Below are 17,854 nucleotides of genomic sequence, written 5' to 3' on the forward strand. Positions count from 1 at the left end.
CATGTTATCTAAATCACGCAATAGGTGATTATTAGAGTCAGCTTTAAAAGCGGCGCCATCACTGTCAGCCAGCCATCAGCCAGCCAACCCAAAAACCCGAGACGACTGGAGAGAATAATGCGGCTGGTAAGGTCACAGGCGGCGGCACTGATGTGCGGCGTCGCCTTGGGCGTAGTGAGTGTGCAGGCCGGTGCTGCGCAAACGCTCAACGTCAATGCAAGCAATGTTACGCTGCTGGAACGGCTGGTGATCGGCGCCGGCAAGGCCAAGGTCGCCATCGATACGCCGCAGGCGGTGACGGTGGTCAACCAGGACGATATCGATGCGGCGCAGGCGACCACCATTGGCGATGTCCTTTCGACCGTGCCGGGCGTTACGCTGATCGGCTCGGAACGCGTGCTGGGGGAATCGTTCAATATAAGGGGTATCGGCACGGCCGAGACCTCGGGCGATGAGGCCCGCATCGTGGTCAACGTGGACGGCGCCAAGAAATTCTACGAGCAATACCGCATGGGGTCGTTCTTCTCGGACCCCGAACTGTACAAGCAGGTGGAAGTGCTGCGCGGCCCCGCCTCCTCGACGCTCTATGGCTCAGGCGCGCTGGGCGGGGTGATCAATTTTACCACCAAGGACGCCGCCGACTTCATCCAGGATGGCAGGAGCGGTGCGGCGCGGCTGCAGACGCAGTACAGCTCCAATGGCAGCGGCACCCTGGTTTCGGGCGTGCTGGCTCAGCAGGTCAACGAGACCTTCGACATCCTGGCGACAGGCAACTGGCGGCGATCGGATGCCCTTACCCTGGCCAATGGCAACACGCTGTCGGGCTCGGACTTCGCTTCCCTGTCGGGTCTGGTCAAGGGCACGGCGCACTTCGGCGACAATGACGAGCAGGCGCTGCGCCTGTCCTACCAGCGCTGGAGCAGCAACGCCGACAACCAGGACTATGCCCAGACGGGCACTGCCGCCATGTTTGGCAAGGTCGACCGGGACGTGCTGGACCAGACCGCGGTGCTGAGCTACGAAAACGCGGACAGCGACAATCCGTGGGTCGACCTCAAGGCCAATGTCTCGTTTTTTGATACCGCCGTGTCGCAGACCAAGTCGGCGGTGGGCACCTTCGGCACCGCCGATTACGGCTATCGCACCTGGCAGGCCAATATCGAGAACACCTCCGAGTTCGATACCGGCGCCTGGGCGCACTATCTGACCTATGGTGTGCAGACCTCGTTCCAGGATCGGGTCGGCTATACGACGCTCCCGGCGGCCGACCCTGGGATCACGACCCACCCGGAAGGCCAGGAAAAGCGGCTCGGCCTGTTTATGCAGGATGAAGCGATCCTCGACGAGCGACTGACCGTGATTGCCGGCGTGCGCGGCGACTTCGCCTGGCAAACGCCCAAGCGCACTACCCGGGGTGAAGTCGACATCAATGACTCGGCCATCTCACCCAAGCTCGCGGTGCTCTACGACCTGACAGACAATTTTTCGGTCTTCGGTTCGTTGGCGCATACCGAGCGGATGCCGACCCTTGACGAGCGTTATCAATACAACGCGACCAAGACCCCCAGCCTCAACCTACAGAAGGAAAGTTCCAACTCCTTTGAGGCCGGCTTTGCCTTGTCCGGCTATGAACTGGTGCAGGAGGGCGATCAGGCTAGCGTCAAGGTCACCGGCTTCTACAGCGACCTTACCAATATGATCGAGTCGTCGCCCTCCGTGGCGGGCAATCCCTATCATCGCAATATCGGGCAGGCGACGATCTATGGCCTGGAAGTCGAGGGCGCCTATGAATCGGAAAGCCTGTTCAGCCGGATCGCCTATTCGGCCATGGTGGGCACCGATGACATCGCCAACAAGCCGCTGACCTCGATCCCGGCCCACAAGCTGGTGCTGACCCTGGGTGCCCGCGTCCCGGAATATGAACTGGAATATGGTGTCAAAGCGACGCTGGTCGCCGCCACCGATACCGGCGTGACCCCGGCCGCCGGCGGATCGACTGCCACCAATGGCTATGCCACGCTGGACCTGTTCTCGTCCTGGAAGCCCACCAGCGGCGCCTTTGCCGGCACCGAGCTGCGCGCCTCCATCGACAATGTGACGAATGCCGATTTCCGCGACAATCAGCAGGCCGACCGCTCCACCGGCCGGACCTTCAAGCTGTCGCTGGCCAAGCAGTTCGACTGGTAATCACTGGTAAGCGTCACGTTACGGGCCCCCGCCGATCGCGGGGGCCTTTTTTGTCTGTGTAGCTCAACCGATCATCAGGTGGCGGATCTGGGTGTAGTCGATCAGCGATTGCATCGACAGATCAGAGCCATAACCAGAGTTCTTCATGCCGCCATGCGGCATTTCGGTGGCCATGACGCCGTGGGTATTGATCCAGGTGACGCCATATTCCAGCGCATTGGCCAGCCCCATGGCCGTACCGGTATCGCGCGACCAGACCGACGAACCCAGGCCATATTCGGACGCATTGGCCCAGCCCAGAGCCGTCTCGGCGTCGTCAAACGGGGTGATGCTGAGCACCGGTCCGAAGACCTCCTTTTGCACGATTTCGGCGTCGATCGGCGCTGCAACCAGGGTGGGGGCAAAGAAGAAGCCGCCCGTTTCGGCCGCCGTCCCCTGCATGACGTCCGCGCCGGCGCTGCGCGCCCGGCTGACAAATCCGTCGACACGTTCCAGCTGGCGCTCGCTGATGACGGGACCGAATTCGACGTCGTCGCGGTCCGGCTGGCCATAGACCAGCGAGCCGATCATGGTCTGCAGCTTGTCGGTCAATGCCTGGGCGATGTCGGCCTGGGCGAAGATGCGGCAGGCGGCGGTGCAATCCTGGCCGGCATTGTAGAAGCTGGCCTCGCGCAGCGTCTCGACCAGCTTGTCGAGATCGGCATCCTCGCAGACGATGACTGGCGCCTTGCCGCCGAGCTCGAGATGGGTGCGCTTGATGATCGGGCCGGCGGCGGCCTGCAGCACGGCGCGGCCGGTGCGGACATCGCCGGTCAGCGAAATCATGCGCACCGTGTCATGCGAGATCAGGCGCTGGCCGACATCGAGACCATTGCCGCAGATAATGTTGACGACGCCGGGCGGCAGCACTTCGGCAAAGATCTTGCCCAGCTCAAGCAGGCTGAGCGGGGTCAGTTCGCTGGGCTTGATGACGACGGTATTGCCCGCCGCAATGGCGGGGGCAATTTTCCACGCCGACATCAGCAGCGGGTAGTTCCAGGGGGCGATCTGGGCGACGACGCCGATCGGGTCGCGGCGGATCAGGCTGGTCAGCGCGGTCGAGCGAAAATTGCCGGCGGCTGGGGCCGGGATATTGCGCACGGCAGTGGCGTAGAAGCGGAAGACGTCGGCGACATTGGCCAGTTCCCCGCCCTTGACGAAGCGCAGCGGCTTGCCGGCATTGCGGGACTCGACGCTGGCGAGGCTATCGGCGCGTTCCTCGATCAGGTCGGCAATGCGCCAGAGGGCGGCGCTGCGCTGCTTCGGGGTGGTTTTGGCCCAGCTCTTGAAAGCTGTCGCGGCGGCGGCAACGGCAGCATCGACCTGGGCCGGGCTGGCCGAGGCGACTTCGGCCAGGGGCGTGCCGCGGGCGGGCTCGAAGGCGATTTCGACCGCGCTCTGCCCCTCGACAAAGTCGCCATTGATGAACAGCCGGGTCTCGAATTCGGTCATGGGGTCAACTCCGCGGCTTTGGCTGGCTGATAGTCGGTGCGTGCGGCCTGTCCAACATAGTGCCAGAAGGCCAGATCATGCGGGCGCTCCTGCGGGCGCCATTCGGGATGCCATTGTACGGCAAAAACCGGCGCTGGCGTGGCCGTGGCGGCGATAGCCTCGATAATGCCGTCGGCATCTGTCGCATTGACCGCCAGACCGGGCGCCAGCCGATCAATGGTCTGGAAATGCACGCTGTTGACGGTGAGCTGTTCGCTGCCTGTCATTGAGGCCAACACGCTGCCCGGCGGCATCGCAACGGCGTGAGCATGGCCGAACATCGCGTCCAGATCGGCGCCGTCAGGGGCATGGTGACGCCCTGCCCCGTCGCCGCTGCGCATGTCGCGCAACGTGCCGCCCAGGGCCACGTTGATTTCCTGCAGGCCCCGGCAAATGCCGAAGACCGGTTTGCCGGCGGCAATAGCCGCCTTGATCAGGGCCGCGCTCAACGTGTCGCGCGCCGAATCGACTGGTGCCTGCCCTGGATCGGCCGAACCATAGTGGCGCGGCTCGATATTGGAATTGCTGCCGGTCAGCAGGACGGCATCGAGCCGTGCCACGATATCGGCCGCGTTGGCGGCGGACTGGTGCGAGGGAATGATCAGCGGCACCGCTTCGGCAAAGCGCTCCACGCCCTCAATATAGCGGTGTTTGACCGCCTGGGCGGGCTCACCTTCGACGGCGCGGCCGCAGGCGATGATGCCAATGACGGGACGGTGCTGTTCAACCATGTTGCCTGACCCTTTGGGATGGGAAGGACCGGGGCCTCCCTAAAGTGCATGGCACCTGCTAGGCTAACGCTATGACATACAAAAAACCCGTCGGACAGGCATGAGCACCGAATTGAACAACAGCGCAGACATTGTCACCTGGCTCGATCAGAACCCCCAGGTGGAAGTGCTGCACACCGCCGTCGTTGACCTCAATGGCATCATGCGCGGCAAACGCATCCCCATCGACCAGGCCCGCCGCATCGCTGACAATGGCATCCGCATGCCGCTGTCGATCGTGGGCGTGGACGTCTGGGGCGAGGATATCGTGGGCAATCCGATGGTCTTCACCAGTGGTGACGCCGATGGCATCTGCAGCCCGACCGGTCGCGGCGCGCTGCCCATCAACTGGACGACAAGGCCCAGCGCTATGATCCCACTCTGGCTGTTCCAGGACGCGCGCACGCCGTTCCTGGGCGATCCACGCCAGTCACTGGCGCATGTGGTGCGGCGCTTTGCCGAGCACGGGCTGACCCCGGTAGTGGCGACCGAACTGGAATTCTACCTGGTCGATCCCGAGGCCGATTCTGCCCGCCCCCCCATCTCGCCCTATACGGGCAAGCGGCTGGATTCGGACGCCATCCTGTCGCTCGACGAGCTCGAAGATTTCGGCGAGTTCTTCCGCGACGTCTATCTGCAATGCGAACAGCAGAATGTGCCGGCAGATACAGCCGTAGCGGAAAACGGCATCGGCCAGTTCGAGATCAACCTGCTGCACAGTTCGGACGCGCTCAAGGCGGCCGATGATGCGGTGCTGTTCAAGCGCATCGTCAAGGGCGTGGCGCGCAAGCACAAGCTGGTCGCCACCTTCATGGCCAAACCCTATGGCGGCCGTTCGGGTAATGGCTTCCACGTGCATTTCAGCCTCAACGACGCCGCCGGCATCAACGTCTTTGACGATGGCACCGAGACCGGCTCGGAGGTGATGCTGCATGCCGTGGGCGGGTTGCTGTCGGGCATGGCGGAATCCACCCTGCTGTTTGCGCCGCACTTCAATTCCTATCGCCGGCTGCGCCCCGACACCCATGCGCCCAGCGCGGTCTCCTGGGGCTATGAGAACCGCACCACCGCGGTGCGCATTCCCGGTGGCAATCACAAGGCCCGCCGCATCGAGCACCGGGTTTCCGGCGCTGATGCCAACCCCTATCTCGTGCTGGCCGGCATTCTTGGCGCAGCGCTGGTAGGCATCGAAGACGAGATGAAGCCGGCCAAGCCGTTCAAGGGCCGGGCCTATTCCGAACGCCTGCCCAAGCTGCCGGCCGACTGGGCCTCGGCGGTCAATGCGTTCGAGGACGGCGACATGATACCGCGCATTTTCGATCCCACGCTGCAATCGATGTTTGTCGCCTGCAAGCGACAGGAAATCGCCGGTTTTGCCTCCCAGGTGACGGATCTGGAATTCAGCGCCTACCTGGAGATCGTGTGATGACGGCCAAGAGTTACGCCGGCGACGGCAGCTACCCGCCGAGCTATTACGCCGCCTCGCGCAATATAACCCGGGTGCCAGTGACCCTCGAGGGGGAGGTGAAGGCCGATATCTGCGTCGTCGGCGCCGGCTATTCGGGCCTGTCCGCCGCGCTGCATCTGGCCGAGCAGGGCTTCAAGGTGGTCATGGTCGAGGGCGCCAGTGTTGGTTGGGGTGCTTCGGGCCGCAATGGCGGTCAGGTGGTCAACGGCCTCAATGCCAGCCTCGACACCATCGGCAAGCGCTATGGCGCGCAGACCGCCAGTTTCGTGGGTGGACTGGTGCAGGAGGGTGCCGGCATCATCTATGACTGGGTCGAACGCTATGGCATCGACTGCGATCTGCAGCGCGGCAACATCTATGCTGCCTATACGCCGGCCCATATGCGCGATCTGGAAGCCAAGCAGACGCTGTGGCGCCAGCATGGCATGGATGACCATGAGATGCTCGACAAGGCTGGCATCCGCAAGCATATCGGCAGCAATGTCTATGAAGGCGGCATGATCGACCACTCGGGCGGCCATATGCATCCACTCAATCTGGTACTGGGCGAAGCCAGAGCCCTAGAAGGCCTGGGCGGGGTGATCTACGAAAACTCGCCGGTCACCAAGGTGGAGCAGGACACCACCCGGGCGACCGTCACGACGGCCAAGGGCCGCGTCACTGCCAACGCGGTGCTGGTCTGCGGCAATGCCTATCTGGGCAATGTCGTGCCGGAACTGACGGCGCGCGTGATGCCGGTCTCCACCCAGATGATGGCGACGGCGCCGCTGGGCGAAGAGCGTGCCAAGGCGCTACTGCCCACCGGCATGTGCGTGGAGGATGTGCGCTACATCCTCGACTATTTCCGGCTCAGCGCCGATCACCGGCTGATCTTTGGCGGCGGCGTCGTCTATGGCGGCACCGATCCGGCTGACGTGATCGCCAAGCTGCGGCCGAACCTGGACAAGGTGTTTCCGCAACTGGCCGATGTCAAAATCGACTATGCCTGGAGCGGCAATTTCGCGCTGTCCTTCTCGCGGGTGCCGCAACTGGGAAGGCTGGGCGACAAGGTCTATTTCGCGCATGGCTATAGCGGCCACGGCATAACCGGTTCGCACCTGTTCGGTCGCATCCTCGGCGAAGCTGTGCGCGGCGACCTCACCCGCTTCGACACGTTCGCCAAGCTGCCCTGGATTCCCTTTCCCGGCGGTCGGATGTTCAGGGCGCAGTATTCGACGCTGGGCTCGTGGTGGTATGCGCTCAAGGACCGGCTGGGGATCTGATGGCGCAACCGCGGTAAATCTGCCCGGAATAGCGCTGCGTGACGGGCGGCGCCGTTCCTGTCGATAATATGACAAAAATGATCTTGTTTTCTGACGGTCTTGTTTGGTAGATGGCGGCGCCGCCGGTTCGCTTGGCGCGCCTTCTGCCAACAGGATCTTCCCATGCCCCATTCCGCCGTCGCCCGCTGGTCGCGCCTTGCCGCCACCGGACTGATTCTTGCCAGCGGCCTGACCGCCGGCGCCGCTTTTGCCGGCCCGACCAGCTATCCGCTCACACTCTCCAATTGCGGCGTGGACATCACGTTCAGCAAGGCGCCGGAGCGGGCGATGGCGCTGGGGCAGAACAGCGCTGAGATCATGCTGCTGCTGGGCCTTGAGGATCGCGTTGCGGGCACCGCCTTCTGGCCGTCCAAAGTGCTGCCCGAGCTGGCAGCGGCCAATGAAAAGGTGAAGCTGCTGACGGTCGAGATCCCGACGCTGGAAGCGGTTCTAGCCGAGCGTCCCGACTTCGTGGCCGCCCAGTTGCTCAATCTGCTTGGCCCCAACAGCACCATTGCCACGCGCGAAGACTTCGCCAATCTCGACATTCCAAGCTATCTGTCGCCCGGCGTCTGCGCCACATCCGACAATGTGGCCGACGTGCATGGCAGCCGCGCCAGCCTGTGGAATATGGATCTGCTCTACCAGGAGATCGACGAACTGGCGCAGATCTTTGACGTAAGCGATCGCGGCCAGGAACTGATTGCCTCGTTCAAGGCTCGCGAGGCGGCCATCCGCGAGCGGGTGGCAGGCAGCGATGGCGATCCATCTTTTGTCTTCTGGTTCTCCAGCCCGTCGCCGGCCGATGACGCCTATCTGGGCGGCAAGAATGGCGCATCCGGCTTCATTGCCGACCTATTGGGTGGCCATAATGCCATCACCACCGAAGCCGAATGGCCGACGGTGAGCTGGGAAGGCATTGTCGCTGCCAACCCGACCGTGCTGGTGATCGCCGATCTCGACCGCAATCGCTGGGATCTGGACAAGCCTGCGGCCAAGAAGGCGTTCCTGACCAGCGATCCGGTGGTCAGCCAGATAGATGCCGTCAAGAACGGCCATATCGCGGTGATGGACGGCCAGGCGATGAACCCGACCATCCGCACCATCTACGGCGCTGAGCAGCTGGTCGATCAGCTCGTGGGCTTTGGTCTGATCAAGTGAGCGTCGTCAGCCGCACTCTGAGCGGGCGGGCCGGTCTCGGTCTGCTCGCCGTGCTGTCGCTGGCGCTGCTGGCCGTATCGATTGGCGCGGGCGTGGGCATTGGCGAATTGGCGATTCCGCCATCGACGACGTTCCACGCCATCACCAACCGGCTGGGCTGGACGGCGGTGCCGCTCGACAAGATCCACGAAAGCGTCATCTGGGACTATCGGCTGAGCCGCGCTCTGGTTGCCTCGCTTTGTGGTGCCGGGCTGGCGCTGTGTGGCGCCATCCTGCAGTCTTTGCTGCGCAACCCGCTGGCAGAGCCCTATGTGCTGGGCATATCGGCCGGCGCATCGACTGGCGCCGTCTCGGTGATCGTACTGGGCATTGGTGCGGGCGCGGTTACGCTTTCCAGCGGCGCCTTTGCCGGCGCGCTCGCGGCGTTTCTATTCGTGGTCATCCTGGCCAGTGGTGCCCGCGGTGGGGCGGACCGCACCATTCTGGCGGGCGTCGCCGCCTCGCAGCTGTTCAATGCGCTGACCTCCTACATCGTGAGCACCTCGGCCAATGCGCAGCAGGCGCGCGACGTGATGTTCTGGCTGCTGGGCAGTTTCGGTGGCGTACGCTGGCCGGAGTTTCAACTGGCATTGGTCGTGGTGCTGATCGCCCTGGCCATCTGCCTCTTCTACGCAAGGGCACTCGACGCCTTCACCTTCGGTGACGACGCGGCATCATCGCTGGGCATTCCGGTGGTGCGGGTCCGCATCATCCTGTTCGCCACCACAGCCATGCTCACCGCGACCATTGTGAGCATGGTGGGATCGATCGGCTTTGTGGGCCTGGTGGTGCCGCATGTCGCACGGTTCCTCGTGGGCCCGCTGCACCTGCGGCTTTTACCGGCCTGTGTCGGGATCGGGGCCGTCTTCATGGTACTGGCCGACATCGTATCCCGCATCATCATTCCCCAGCAGGTGCTCCCCATTGGCGTGGTGACGGCGCTGATCGGTGTGCCGTTCTTCTCGGTCATCCTCTATCGGGCGAGGCGCGCCGTATGACCATCAAGGCAGACAGAATCAGCTGGGCAGCCGGCAAGACCGTCATTGTCGATGACGTCTCGATCGCCGCCGAGCCCGGCAAGATGCTGGGTCTGCTCGGCCCCAATGGGTCGGGCAAGTCGTCGCTGCTGCGCTTGCTGGTGGGTCTGCGCAAGCCGGATTCCGGAAAGGTGACGCTGGATGGCGAGCCGATCGGCCAGGTCAGCCGGCGTCGTCTGGCCCGTCGCGTAGCCTTGGTGGAGCAGCATGCGACCACAGACGCCAGTGTCACAGTGCTCGATGTGGTCCGGCTGGGCCGCACGCCGCATCGCTCGGCCCTGTCGCCCTGGACCAGTGCCGATGACGCGGCCGTCGAGGCGGCGCTGGATCGTGTCGGCCTGGCCGCAAGGCGCGGCCAGTACTGGCAGACCCTGTCGGGCGGCGAGCGGCAACGGGTGCATATTGCCCGGGCCCTGGCGCAGATGCCTAGCGAGATCGTGCTGGACGAGCCGACCAATCATCTCGACATCCAGCACCAGATCGACATTCTCCGGCTGGTCAATGCCCTGCCCGTCACCAGCATTGTGGCGCTGCATGACCTCAATCATGCGGCGATGTTTTGTGACCGCCTGGCCGTGATGGACAAGGGACGCATCGTCGCCGAGGGTACGCCCGAAGCCGTGCTGAGCGAACAGCTGTTGCGCGACGTGTTCCGGATCGAGGCCAGAATCGAGCCGTCGCCCTACCATGGCAAGCTGCATATCCACTATTTGCTGTAGCTGGCTCGGCCGGGTGAACCGTTCGGCCCGGTTTGGGCTTCACCGGCGCTGCCGACCTCTCCTAGAGTGCCGGCAACAGACGGAGAGTCGGGTGACCCAGATAGCCGATAGAGCGCCAAGCAGGCGCGAGTATTTTCAACCCGTCATGGCCGGCGCCCTGGCGGCGATCGTCGGCTATGCCAGCACCTTCACCCTGGTGCTGGCAGCGCTGACGGCATCGGGTGCCTCGCCGCAGCAGGCCGGTTCGGGCCTGATGAGCGTCTGCATTGCCATCGGCATTCTCAACATTGTCGTCAGCGCCCGCCTACGCGTGCCGGTCAGCTTTGCCTGGACGACGCCCGGGGTGGCGTTCCTGCTCACCGTGGGCGAGCCGGTGGGCGGCTTTCCGGCCGTGTCGGGGGCGTTTCTGGTGGCGGCGGGCCTCATCCTGCTCACGGGCCTCATAAAGCCGCTGGCGCGGCTGATGGCGGCCATTCCCGCGCCGATTGCCAATGCCATGCTGGCCGGCATGCTGCTGACCCTATGCCTTGCACCCATTACCGCCGTAGCCGAAATGCCGATGCTGGCTTTGCCCATCCTGCTCGCCTGGGTGATCGGCTTGCGCGTTGCCCGGCGCTATGCCGTGCCGATTGCCGTGCTGGTGACCGGGATCGTCTTGGCGCTGACCACCAACCTGCCGGCGGGCGCGCTGGATTCGAGCTGGCCGGCGCTGGTGCCGGTCATGCCGGTCTTTACGCTGGACGCCATCGTACGGATCGGCCTGCCGCTCTATATCGTCACCATGGCCTCGCAGAACCTGCCGGGGCTGGCGGTGATGCAGGCCAATGGCTTCATACTGGCGCCGGCGCCCCTGTTTGTCATGACCGGTATCGCCAGCGCCGTTACAGCGGTGTTTGGCGGCCATACCAGCAATCTGGCGGCCATAACGGCGGCGATCTGCGCCGGGCCGGAAGCCCATCCCGACAAGACCAAGCGCTGGCCGGCGCCTATTGCTGCGGGCGTGGTCTATCTGCTGCTGGCCCCGGCGGCGAGCCTGGCCGCGGCGTTCATCGCGGCGTCGCCGCCCCTGCTGATCCAGGCCGTTGCCGGGCTGGCCCTGCTGTCGAGCCTGACGGCGGCACTGGCCGGGGCGCTGGTGCATGAGGAGACCCGGCTGCCGGCCATCTTCACCTTCGTCATTACCGCGTCGGGGATCACCATGATCGGCGTCGGCGCGCCCTTCTGGGGCCTGGTGGGCGGCATTGCCATGCTGGTGTTGCTGCGGTTCGGTATCAAGCCAGTGGTCGAGACTACGGGGGTATGACCCTGCCCCATGCCGTGATCATTGCCGGCGGCAAAGGCACGCGTCTGGGCGGGGTGCGCAAGGCCGACCTGCGTCTGGGCAGGGTACGCCAGCTTGACCGGGTGATCAGCGCGCTGGGCAAGGTCGTCAATCCCATCCTGGTGGCGGGTGGGCCACCCGAGCACAGGCTGGACCTGCCGCCTACCTGTGTAGCCGTGCCGGACCGCGACTCACCGTCTGCGGGGCCGCTGGCCGGGCTGGCTGCCGCGGTGGCGCATCTGACAGAATCGGGAATCACCGACGGATTGCTGGTCAGCGTCGCGGTGGATACCGCCTTTTTGCCCACCGATTTCGTTTCCCGGCTGATCGACGGATTGGACGAAGGCACGGCTGCCTTTGCCGCCTGGGGCGAGGACTTCTACCCGCCCAATGCCGTCTGGCGCCTTGGGCATCTGCAGGACCTGCCGCGGGCGATTGATGGCGCCAGTGGCCCGGCCAGCCTCAAGTCGCTGCAACGCCGCCTTGGCGCGCGGCGTGTTGACTGGACCGAGCATGCCGGTGCCAATCCCTTTGCCAATATCAATACCCTTGCCGACCTGCTGGCGCTGCAGCGCATCGCCTTGGGTTGAGCGCTGTCGCAACTTATTCACATGCGCGGCAATTGGGGCTTGGCAAAGCAAAGCAAGTTCGGTACATGGACCTCGCCTTCGCAAGAAGGTCAACGAAGGTGTTCCGCGGTAGCTCAGTGGTAGAGCAATCGGCTGTTAACCGATTGGTCGTAGGTTCGAATCCTACCCGCGGAGCCATTCGTTCCTCGCTCGATAGCGAGCAACAATCCCACCATGTAAGGCTGCTGCATCCGCCCCTCGGGCGCGCTGCTGCTTGACGACCAGGCGGCGCGCGACGACAATATCTTGGTGCGCATTCATCGACATTGGCGACGGGTTTGGGTAACAGGCGCGATCGGCCCACGACGCGGCGCGTCATCAAAGAGGTTTTCGCATGAGCAATGGCATGGACTTGGACGGCGAAAGCCAGATCACGCTGACCCGGACCATCGACGCCCATGTCGATGACGTGTTCAAGGCCTGGACCGACCCGGCGCTGATCGAACAGTGGCAGGCCGACCAGGCCGAGCTCGATGCCTTCGAGGGTGGCGAATATACCTTCACCACTTTCGGTGACGACGAAGATCCAGAGGATCATACCGTCAGCGGCGAAATTCTGGCCTTCGTGGAAAACCAGAAGCTGGTAATGAGCTGGGTGCACAAGGACGAGGAAGACGAGGAGGAGGATCTGATCTTCGTGCTCGAAATCCTGTTCAAGGCAATCGGTGACGAACAGACACAGATCACGCTGACCGAACGCGGCCTCGCCCATGCCGATCCGGAATCGCGAATCTTTTCGATCGAGGCGTGGAACGCCGCGCTCGAACATCTCGCCGAAGTCATGGCCTGAGCTGAACCGATCGGGCCGTCCGTGCGTAACACGCACGGAGGCCCGTGATGCGTTCGACCCATATTGCCTGGCTGCGCAACGATCTGCGCATCTCTGACAACCCAGCCCTGATGGCCGCGATGCGCGGCGCAGACCGGGCCATAGTCCTTTACATCCACGAGGAAAATATCGGCGTGCGACCGCCCGGCGCGGCCGCGCGCTGGTGGCTGCACCAGAGCCTTGGCGCCCTGGAAGCAGATCTGGCGGCGCTGGGCGTAGAGCTGCTGGTCCGCCGTGGTGTGCCCGGGGTGATCGTTGCTGAACTGGTGCAGGAGCATGCCGTCGACGCGGTGTACTGGAACCGGCGATATGCACCAGGCGAGCGCGCGGTCGATGCCGCCATCAAGACCTGGCTGACGGCCCGCGGCACCAAGACCGAGTCGTTCGGCGCCAATGTCCTGATCGAGCCGTGGGAGATCAGCACCGGCCAAGGCAAGCCCTATTCGGTTTTCACACCGTTCTGGAAAACACTCAAGCAGCAGCGCCTGACCGCGCCACTGGGGCGCCCCGAGGCGGGGACGCCGCGAGCCCCCGTCCCTGTCGATACCGATTACCAGGAACCGCATTGGGCGGAAAAACTAGGCGGCCACTGGTATGTCGGGGAAGCTTCGGCGCAGCGCATGCTGGCCGACTTTCTCGACCACCGTGTAGGCGACTATCCCGAGCGGCGTGACATCCCAGATTGCGATGCCACTTCGGGCCTGTCGCCGCATCTCCGCTTCGGCGAGATCAGCCCACGGCAGATCTGGCAGGCTGGCATGCTGGCGGCGGAACTGGCGCCAGAACAGGCCGGTGCGATCGACAAATTCCTGTCCGAACTGGCGTGGCGCGATTTCAGCTACCATCAGCTCTATCATCGCTGCGACATTGCGCAGGAACCGATGCAGGCCAAGTATGCCGCCATGGCGTGGCGGGACGCACCCGAGGAGCTTGATGCCTGGCAGCGTGGCCAGACCGGCCTGCCGATCATCGATGCGGGCATGCGCGAGCTGTGGGAGACCGGTTATATGCACAACCGTGTCCGCATGCTGGTGGCATCGCTGCTGAGCAAGAACCTGCTGATCGACTGGCGGCTGGGCGAGCGGTGGTTCTGGGACTGCCTGGTGGACAGCGACGTCGCCAGCAACCCGGCCAGCTGGCAGTGGGTTGCCGGCAGCGGGCTCGATGCCGCGCCCTATTTCCGCATCTTCAACCCGGTCACACAGGGCGGGCGATTTGATGCAGATGGCGGCTATGTACGGCGCTGGGTGCCTGAACTGGCGGCGTTGCCGGACGAATGGATACACAGTCCCTCTGAAGCGCCGACTGCGGTGCTGCGGCGGGCGGGCGTCATCATCGGCCAGACCTACCCTGTACCGATCGTTGATCTCAAGACGTCAAGGGCGCGTGCCCTGGCCGCCTCGGCCGCTCTGTAGGGAATGATATTGCGCCAGTTTGCCTGTTGCGCACTGACGTTGCGCGGGCGGGCCGACGGGCGGAAAGCTCTGCCCGGGCAGGCCGTTATGGCTTGCGGACGAAGCGGGGCGGCCCTACGGTCACGGCTTACCAGCCCCAGCAGATTGCGCCATGGCCAAGCACAAAGACCTCATCTCCGCTATCGGCAATACGCCGCTGATCCGTCTCAATCGCGTCTCGACCCTGACGGGATGCGATATCTGGGGCAAGGCGGAGTTCCTCAATCCGGGCCAGTCGGTCAAGGATCGCGCTGCGCTGTTCATCATCCATGATGCGGTCAAGTCGGGCCGGCTCAAGCCGGGCGGCACCATCGTCGAAGGCACCGCCGGCAATACCGGCATCGGGCTGACACTGGTGGCCAATTCGCTCGGCTTCAAATCGGTGATCGTGATCCCCGAGACGCAGAGCCAGGAGAAAAAGGACGCGCTGCGCCTCTATGGCGCCGAGCTGATCGAGGTTCCGGCAAAGCCTTACAAGAACCCGAACAATTACATCAAGCTATCCGGTCGGCTGGCCGACAAGCTCAATGCCGAACTGCCCGAGGGCGCCATCTGGGCGAACCAGTTCGACAATATCGCCAACCGGCGCGCGCATGTGGAGACCACCGGCCCGGAAATCTGGCAGCAGACCAGTGGCCGTATCGACGGCTTCATCTGTGCCGTCGGTTCGGGTGGTACGCTGGCGGGCGTGTCGGAAGCGCTGCGCGCCCGCAATGCCGACATCAAGATCGGCATGGCAGATCCCGAGGGCGCTGCGCTTTACAATTACTACGCCCATGGCGAGCTCAAATCGTCGGGCGACTCGATCACCGAAGGCATTGGCCAGGGCCGTATCACGGCCAATCTCGAGGGTCTGACGGTCGACAATCCGTACCAGATTTCCGATGCCGAGGCCCTGCCCTACATCTTTGACCTGCTCCAGCATGAAGGACTGTGCCTGGGCGGCTCGAGTGCCATCAACATTGCCGGGGCCGTGCGCATGGCGCGCGACCTGGGGCCGGGCAAGACCATCGTGACGATCCTGTGCGATTATGGCAATCGCTATGCCAGCAAGATCTACAATCCCGATTTTCTGCGCGGCAAGAACCTGCCGGTCCCCCCCTGGATGGAAGATCGTACCCCTATAGACATCTCCAGCGTCATGGCAGCCGATCCGGCCTAGCGGCCTCTCGCCATTGTCCCCACAGGTCAGGCTGATAGAGTGGCCGCCCACGAGTCTGGGTGAGTATCTTGGTCGGTTTTGACGACGTCTTGCGGGCGATTATCGCCGACTTTCATATCGTGGCCGCCATCATGGCGGCCGTCTACCTGCTGGCATTCATCTGCGCCGTCCGCGAAATCATGATCTCGCGGACCTCGCAGGGGTCAATCGCCTGGATCCTGGCACTGGGCCTGCTGCCGTTCCCGACGGCCTTTCTCTATCTGGTGGTAGGCTGGAAGGCGTTTGACGACTACGCCACCGACCGGATCCGCAACGGCCGTGCCGCGCGTCCCTTGCGTGCCAAGGACCTGGCGCTGATCGACAACGAGGCGGGCGCCCGGTGGCCGGTGCAGACCAAGGTTTCCGAAGTGCCGTTTCTGAGCGGCAATGATGTCGAACTGCTGGTGGACGGACGGGCCACGTTCGATTCCATCTTTGCCGGCATCGCGGCCGCCAAGTCGTATCTGCTGGTGCAGTTCTATATCGTGCGGGACGATGCGCTGGGGCAGGAACTGGCGGAGCGCCTGATCGAGCGGGCCAATGCCGGCGTGAAAGTCTATCTGCTCTACGATGACATTGGCAGCACGGGCATGCCCAAGCGATATCGCGCCGAACTGCGCGCCGCCGGCATCAAGGTCGCCGGCTTCAACCAGCGCCACAAGTTCATGCGGCTCTATGGCCCGACGCGGATCAACTATCGCAATCATCGCAAGATTGTCGTCGCCGATGGCGAACATGCCTGGGTGGGGGGCCACAATGTGGGCGTGGAATATCTCGGCGAGGACCCCAGATTCGGCCGCTGGCGCGACACTCATGTGCGGGTATCCGGCCCGGCAGCCCTGGGCTGCGCCCTGCTGTTCCGGGAGGACTGGGAATGGGCGACCGGGGAGGTACTGCCGTCGACGCCACCGGCCAGTGTCGCCACGCCGGGCGGACAATCGGTCCTCGTCATGGGGACCGGGCCGGCTGACCGGCTGGAGGAGTGCGCCATTGCCTTCACCGACATCATCGGGCGCGCGCGAGAGCGTCTGTGGATCGTCAGCCCCTATTTCGTTCCCGATACCGACATTCGTACCGCCTTGTTCGCCGCCAAGCTGCGCGGTGTCGATGTGCGGATCATGCTGCCCAATGAACCGGACCACAAGCTCGTCTGGCTCGCCAGTATCGCCCATGCCGATGCCATGGTGAACCATGGCATCTCCATCCAGCGCTATACCGACGGCTTCCTGCACCAGAAGGTGCTGCTGATGGACGACAAGATCGCGACCGTGGGCAGCGTCAATTTCGACAATCGCTCCTTTGCGATCAACTTCGAGATCACGCTGTGGTTCACCGATCCCAAGGCCATCGGCGACGTCGAAGCCATGCTGGTTGAAGATTTCAGGAACTGCCGGGAAGTGACTGCCGACGAAGTCAGATCCCGTTCCTGGACCATGCGTTTCCTGACCCAGGCCGCCCGCCTGCTCTCCCCTGTTCTGTAGGTATTGACGATGACCGAGTTCCTGTTCCGTGATGACAGCTATCTGCAATCGGTGAGCGCCACCGTCACGGGTGTGACACCGATGGGCGGGATCATGCTGGACCGCACGGTGTTCTATGCTGCGTCCGGCGGCCAGCCCGGCGATAGCGGCAGCCTGATGCGCGCGGATGGATCAACGGTGGCTATCATCACCGCCCTGCACCCTGACGGGGACAAGACGGCGATCGTGCATGTACCGGCCGATGGCAGCGCCCTGCCCGCCATTGGCGAGATGGTCACCGCCACGCTCGACTGGGCCCCGCGCTATCGCCTGATGCGCATGCATACCGCCCTGCACCTGCTCTCGGTGGTCTTTGCCTATCCGGTGACCGGGGGCGCAATCGGTGCGGACAAGGGTCGGCTGGATTTTGCCATGCCCGAGGCGCCGGAGAACCCCGAGGCGCTTGAAGGCGCGCTCAATGCCATGATCAGCGCCGATCATCCGGTCAACCAGGAATGGATTACCGATGGGGAGATGGCGGCCAATCCCGACATGATCAAGACCATGAACGTCAAGCCGCCCATGGGCCAGGGTCGGGTTCGGCTGATCCGGATCGGCGACGTCGACCTGCAGCCGTGTGGCGGCACCCATGTCCAAAGCACCGGCGAGATCGGGCCGGTCAGGCTCGGCAAGATCGAGAACAAGGGCAAGCAGAACCGCCGCGTCAATCTGCTGTTTGTCGAGTAGC

Annotated in this window: 15 protein-coding genes and 1 tRNA gene; 14 read left to right on the forward strand and 2 right to left on the reverse strand. The window is 63.9% G+C overall.

Annotated elements, in window-relative coordinates; translation table 11 throughout:
• Positions 1 to 117 precede the first annotated feature (117 nt).
• Positions 118 to 2,187, forward strand: a complete 2,070-nt coding sequence (locus GDR53_RS00120; protein ID WP_193336117.1) for a TonB-dependent receptor domain-containing protein — start codon at positions 118 to 120, stop codon at positions 2,185 to 2,187.
• 63 nt (positions 2,188 to 2,250) lie between these two features.
• Here GDR53_RS00120 and GDR53_RS00125 read toward each other — a convergent pair whose 3' ends face one another.
• Together GDR53_RS00125 and GDR53_RS00130 are read right to left on the reverse strand one after the other, a co-directional pair.
• Positions 2,251 to 3,678 (reverse strand): aminobutyraldehyde dehydrogenase, encoded by a 1,428-nt coding sequence (locus GDR53_RS00125; RefSeq protein ID WP_193336118.1) that lies wholly within the window; start codon positions 3,676 to 3,678, stop codon positions 2,251 to 2,253.
• Positions 3,675 to 4,448 carry a gamma-glutamyl-gamma-aminobutyrate hydrolase family protein gene (locus GDR53_RS00130; RefSeq protein WP_193336119.1) on the reverse strand — a complete coding sequence of 258 codons (774 nt, stop codon included), beginning with the start codon at positions 4,446 to 4,448 and terminating at the stop codon, positions 3,675 to 3,677. Before GDR53_RS00130 ends, GDR53_RS00125 begins: the two co-directional genes overlap by 4 nt.
• Positions 4,449 to 4,548: 100 nt before the next feature.
• On the opposite strand from GDR53_RS00130, the gene GDR53_RS00135 reads away from it, so the two are divergent.
• The 13 genes from GDR53_RS00135 (at position 4,549) to GDR53_RS00195 (ending at position 17,853) form a co-directional block, all read left to right on the forward strand.
• Positions 4,549 to 5,913, forward strand: coding sequence for a glutamine synthetase family protein (locus tag GDR53_RS00135; protein ID WP_193336120.1), 1,365 nt, complete (start codon positions 4,549 to 4,551; stop codon positions 5,911 to 5,913).
• Complete coding sequence (locus tag GDR53_RS00140) at positions 5,913 to 7,217, forward strand: NAD(P)/FAD-dependent oxidoreductase (protein WP_193336121.1); 1,305 nt, start codon at positions 5,913 to 5,915, stop codon at positions 7,215 to 7,217. The genes GDR53_RS00135 and GDR53_RS00140 overlap by 1 nt, the downstream gene beginning before the upstream one ends.
• Positions 7,218 to 7,379: 162 nt before the next feature.
• The gene (locus GDR53_RS00145; RefSeq protein WP_193336122.1) at positions 7,380 to 8,417 is read left to right on the forward strand and encodes an ABC transporter substrate-binding protein; all 1,038 of its coding nucleotides are present in this window, start codon (positions 7,380 to 7,382) and stop codon (positions 8,415 to 8,417) included.
• Positions 8,414 to 9,454, forward strand: a complete 1,041-nt coding sequence (locus GDR53_RS00150; protein ID WP_193336123.1) for a FecCD family ABC transporter permease — start codon at positions 8,414 to 8,416, stop codon at positions 9,452 to 9,454. Before GDR53_RS00145 ends, GDR53_RS00150 begins: the two co-directional genes overlap by 4 nt.
• Positions 9,451 to 10,212: an ABC transporter ATP-binding protein gene (locus GDR53_RS00155; protein WP_193336124.1), complete on the forward strand. Its 762-nt coding sequence runs from the start codon at positions 9,451 to 9,453 to the stop codon at positions 10,210 to 10,212. Before GDR53_RS00150 ends, GDR53_RS00155 begins: the two co-directional genes overlap by 4 nt.
• A gap of 145 nt (positions 10,213 to 10,357) precedes the next feature.
• Positions 10,358 to 11,515: a benzoate/H(+) symporter BenE family transporter gene (locus GDR53_RS00160; RefSeq protein WP_193336125.1), complete on the forward strand. Its 1,158-nt coding sequence runs from the start codon at positions 10,358 to 10,360 to the stop codon at positions 11,513 to 11,515.
• The gene (gene mobA / locus GDR53_RS00165; protein ID WP_193336126.1) at positions 11,512 to 12,123 is read left to right on the forward strand and encodes a molybdenum cofactor guanylyltransferase; all 612 of its coding nucleotides are present in this window, start codon (positions 11,512 to 11,514) and stop codon (positions 12,121 to 12,123) included. Before GDR53_RS00160 ends, mobA begins: the two co-directional genes overlap by 4 nt.
• Before the next feature lie 102 nt (positions 12,124 to 12,225).
• Positions 12,226 to 12,300, forward strand: a tRNA-Asn gene (locus GDR53_RS00170).
• Between the two features lie 196 nt (positions 12,301 to 12,496).
• Positions 12,497 to 12,952: an SRPBCC family protein gene (locus GDR53_RS00175; protein WP_193336127.1), complete on the forward strand. Its 456-nt coding sequence runs from the start codon at positions 12,497 to 12,499 to the stop codon at positions 12,950 to 12,952.
• Between the two features lie 47 nt (positions 12,953 to 12,999).
• Entirely contained in the window at positions 13,000 to 14,406 is a 1,407-nt protein-coding gene (locus GDR53_RS00180) for a cryptochrome/photolyase family protein (RefSeq protein WP_193336128.1), read from the forward strand.
• Between the two features lie 151 nt (positions 14,407 to 14,557).
• On the forward strand, positions 14,558 to 15,607 hold the full coding sequence (locus GDR53_RS00185; protein WP_193336129.1) for a cysteine synthase A: 1,050 nt from the start codon (positions 14,558 to 14,560) through the stop codon (positions 15,605 to 15,607).
• 59 nt (positions 15,608 to 15,666) lie between these two features.
• Entirely contained in the window at positions 15,667 to 17,127 is a 1,461-nt protein-coding gene (cls, locus tag GDR53_RS00190) for a cardiolipin synthase (protein ID WP_232846682.1), read from the forward strand.
• A 9-nt stretch (positions 17,128 to 17,136) separates the two neighbouring features.
• Entirely contained in the window at positions 17,137 to 17,853 is a 717-nt protein-coding gene (locus GDR53_RS00195; RefSeq protein WP_193336130.1) for an alanyl-tRNA editing protein, read from the forward strand.
• Position 17,854 lies beyond the last annotated feature (1 nt).

The sequence above is a fragment of the Devosia beringensis genome (assembly GCF_014926585.1).
Classification (GTDB): domain Bacteria; phylum Pseudomonadota; class Alphaproteobacteria; order Rhizobiales; family Devosiaceae; genus Devosia; species Devosia beringensis.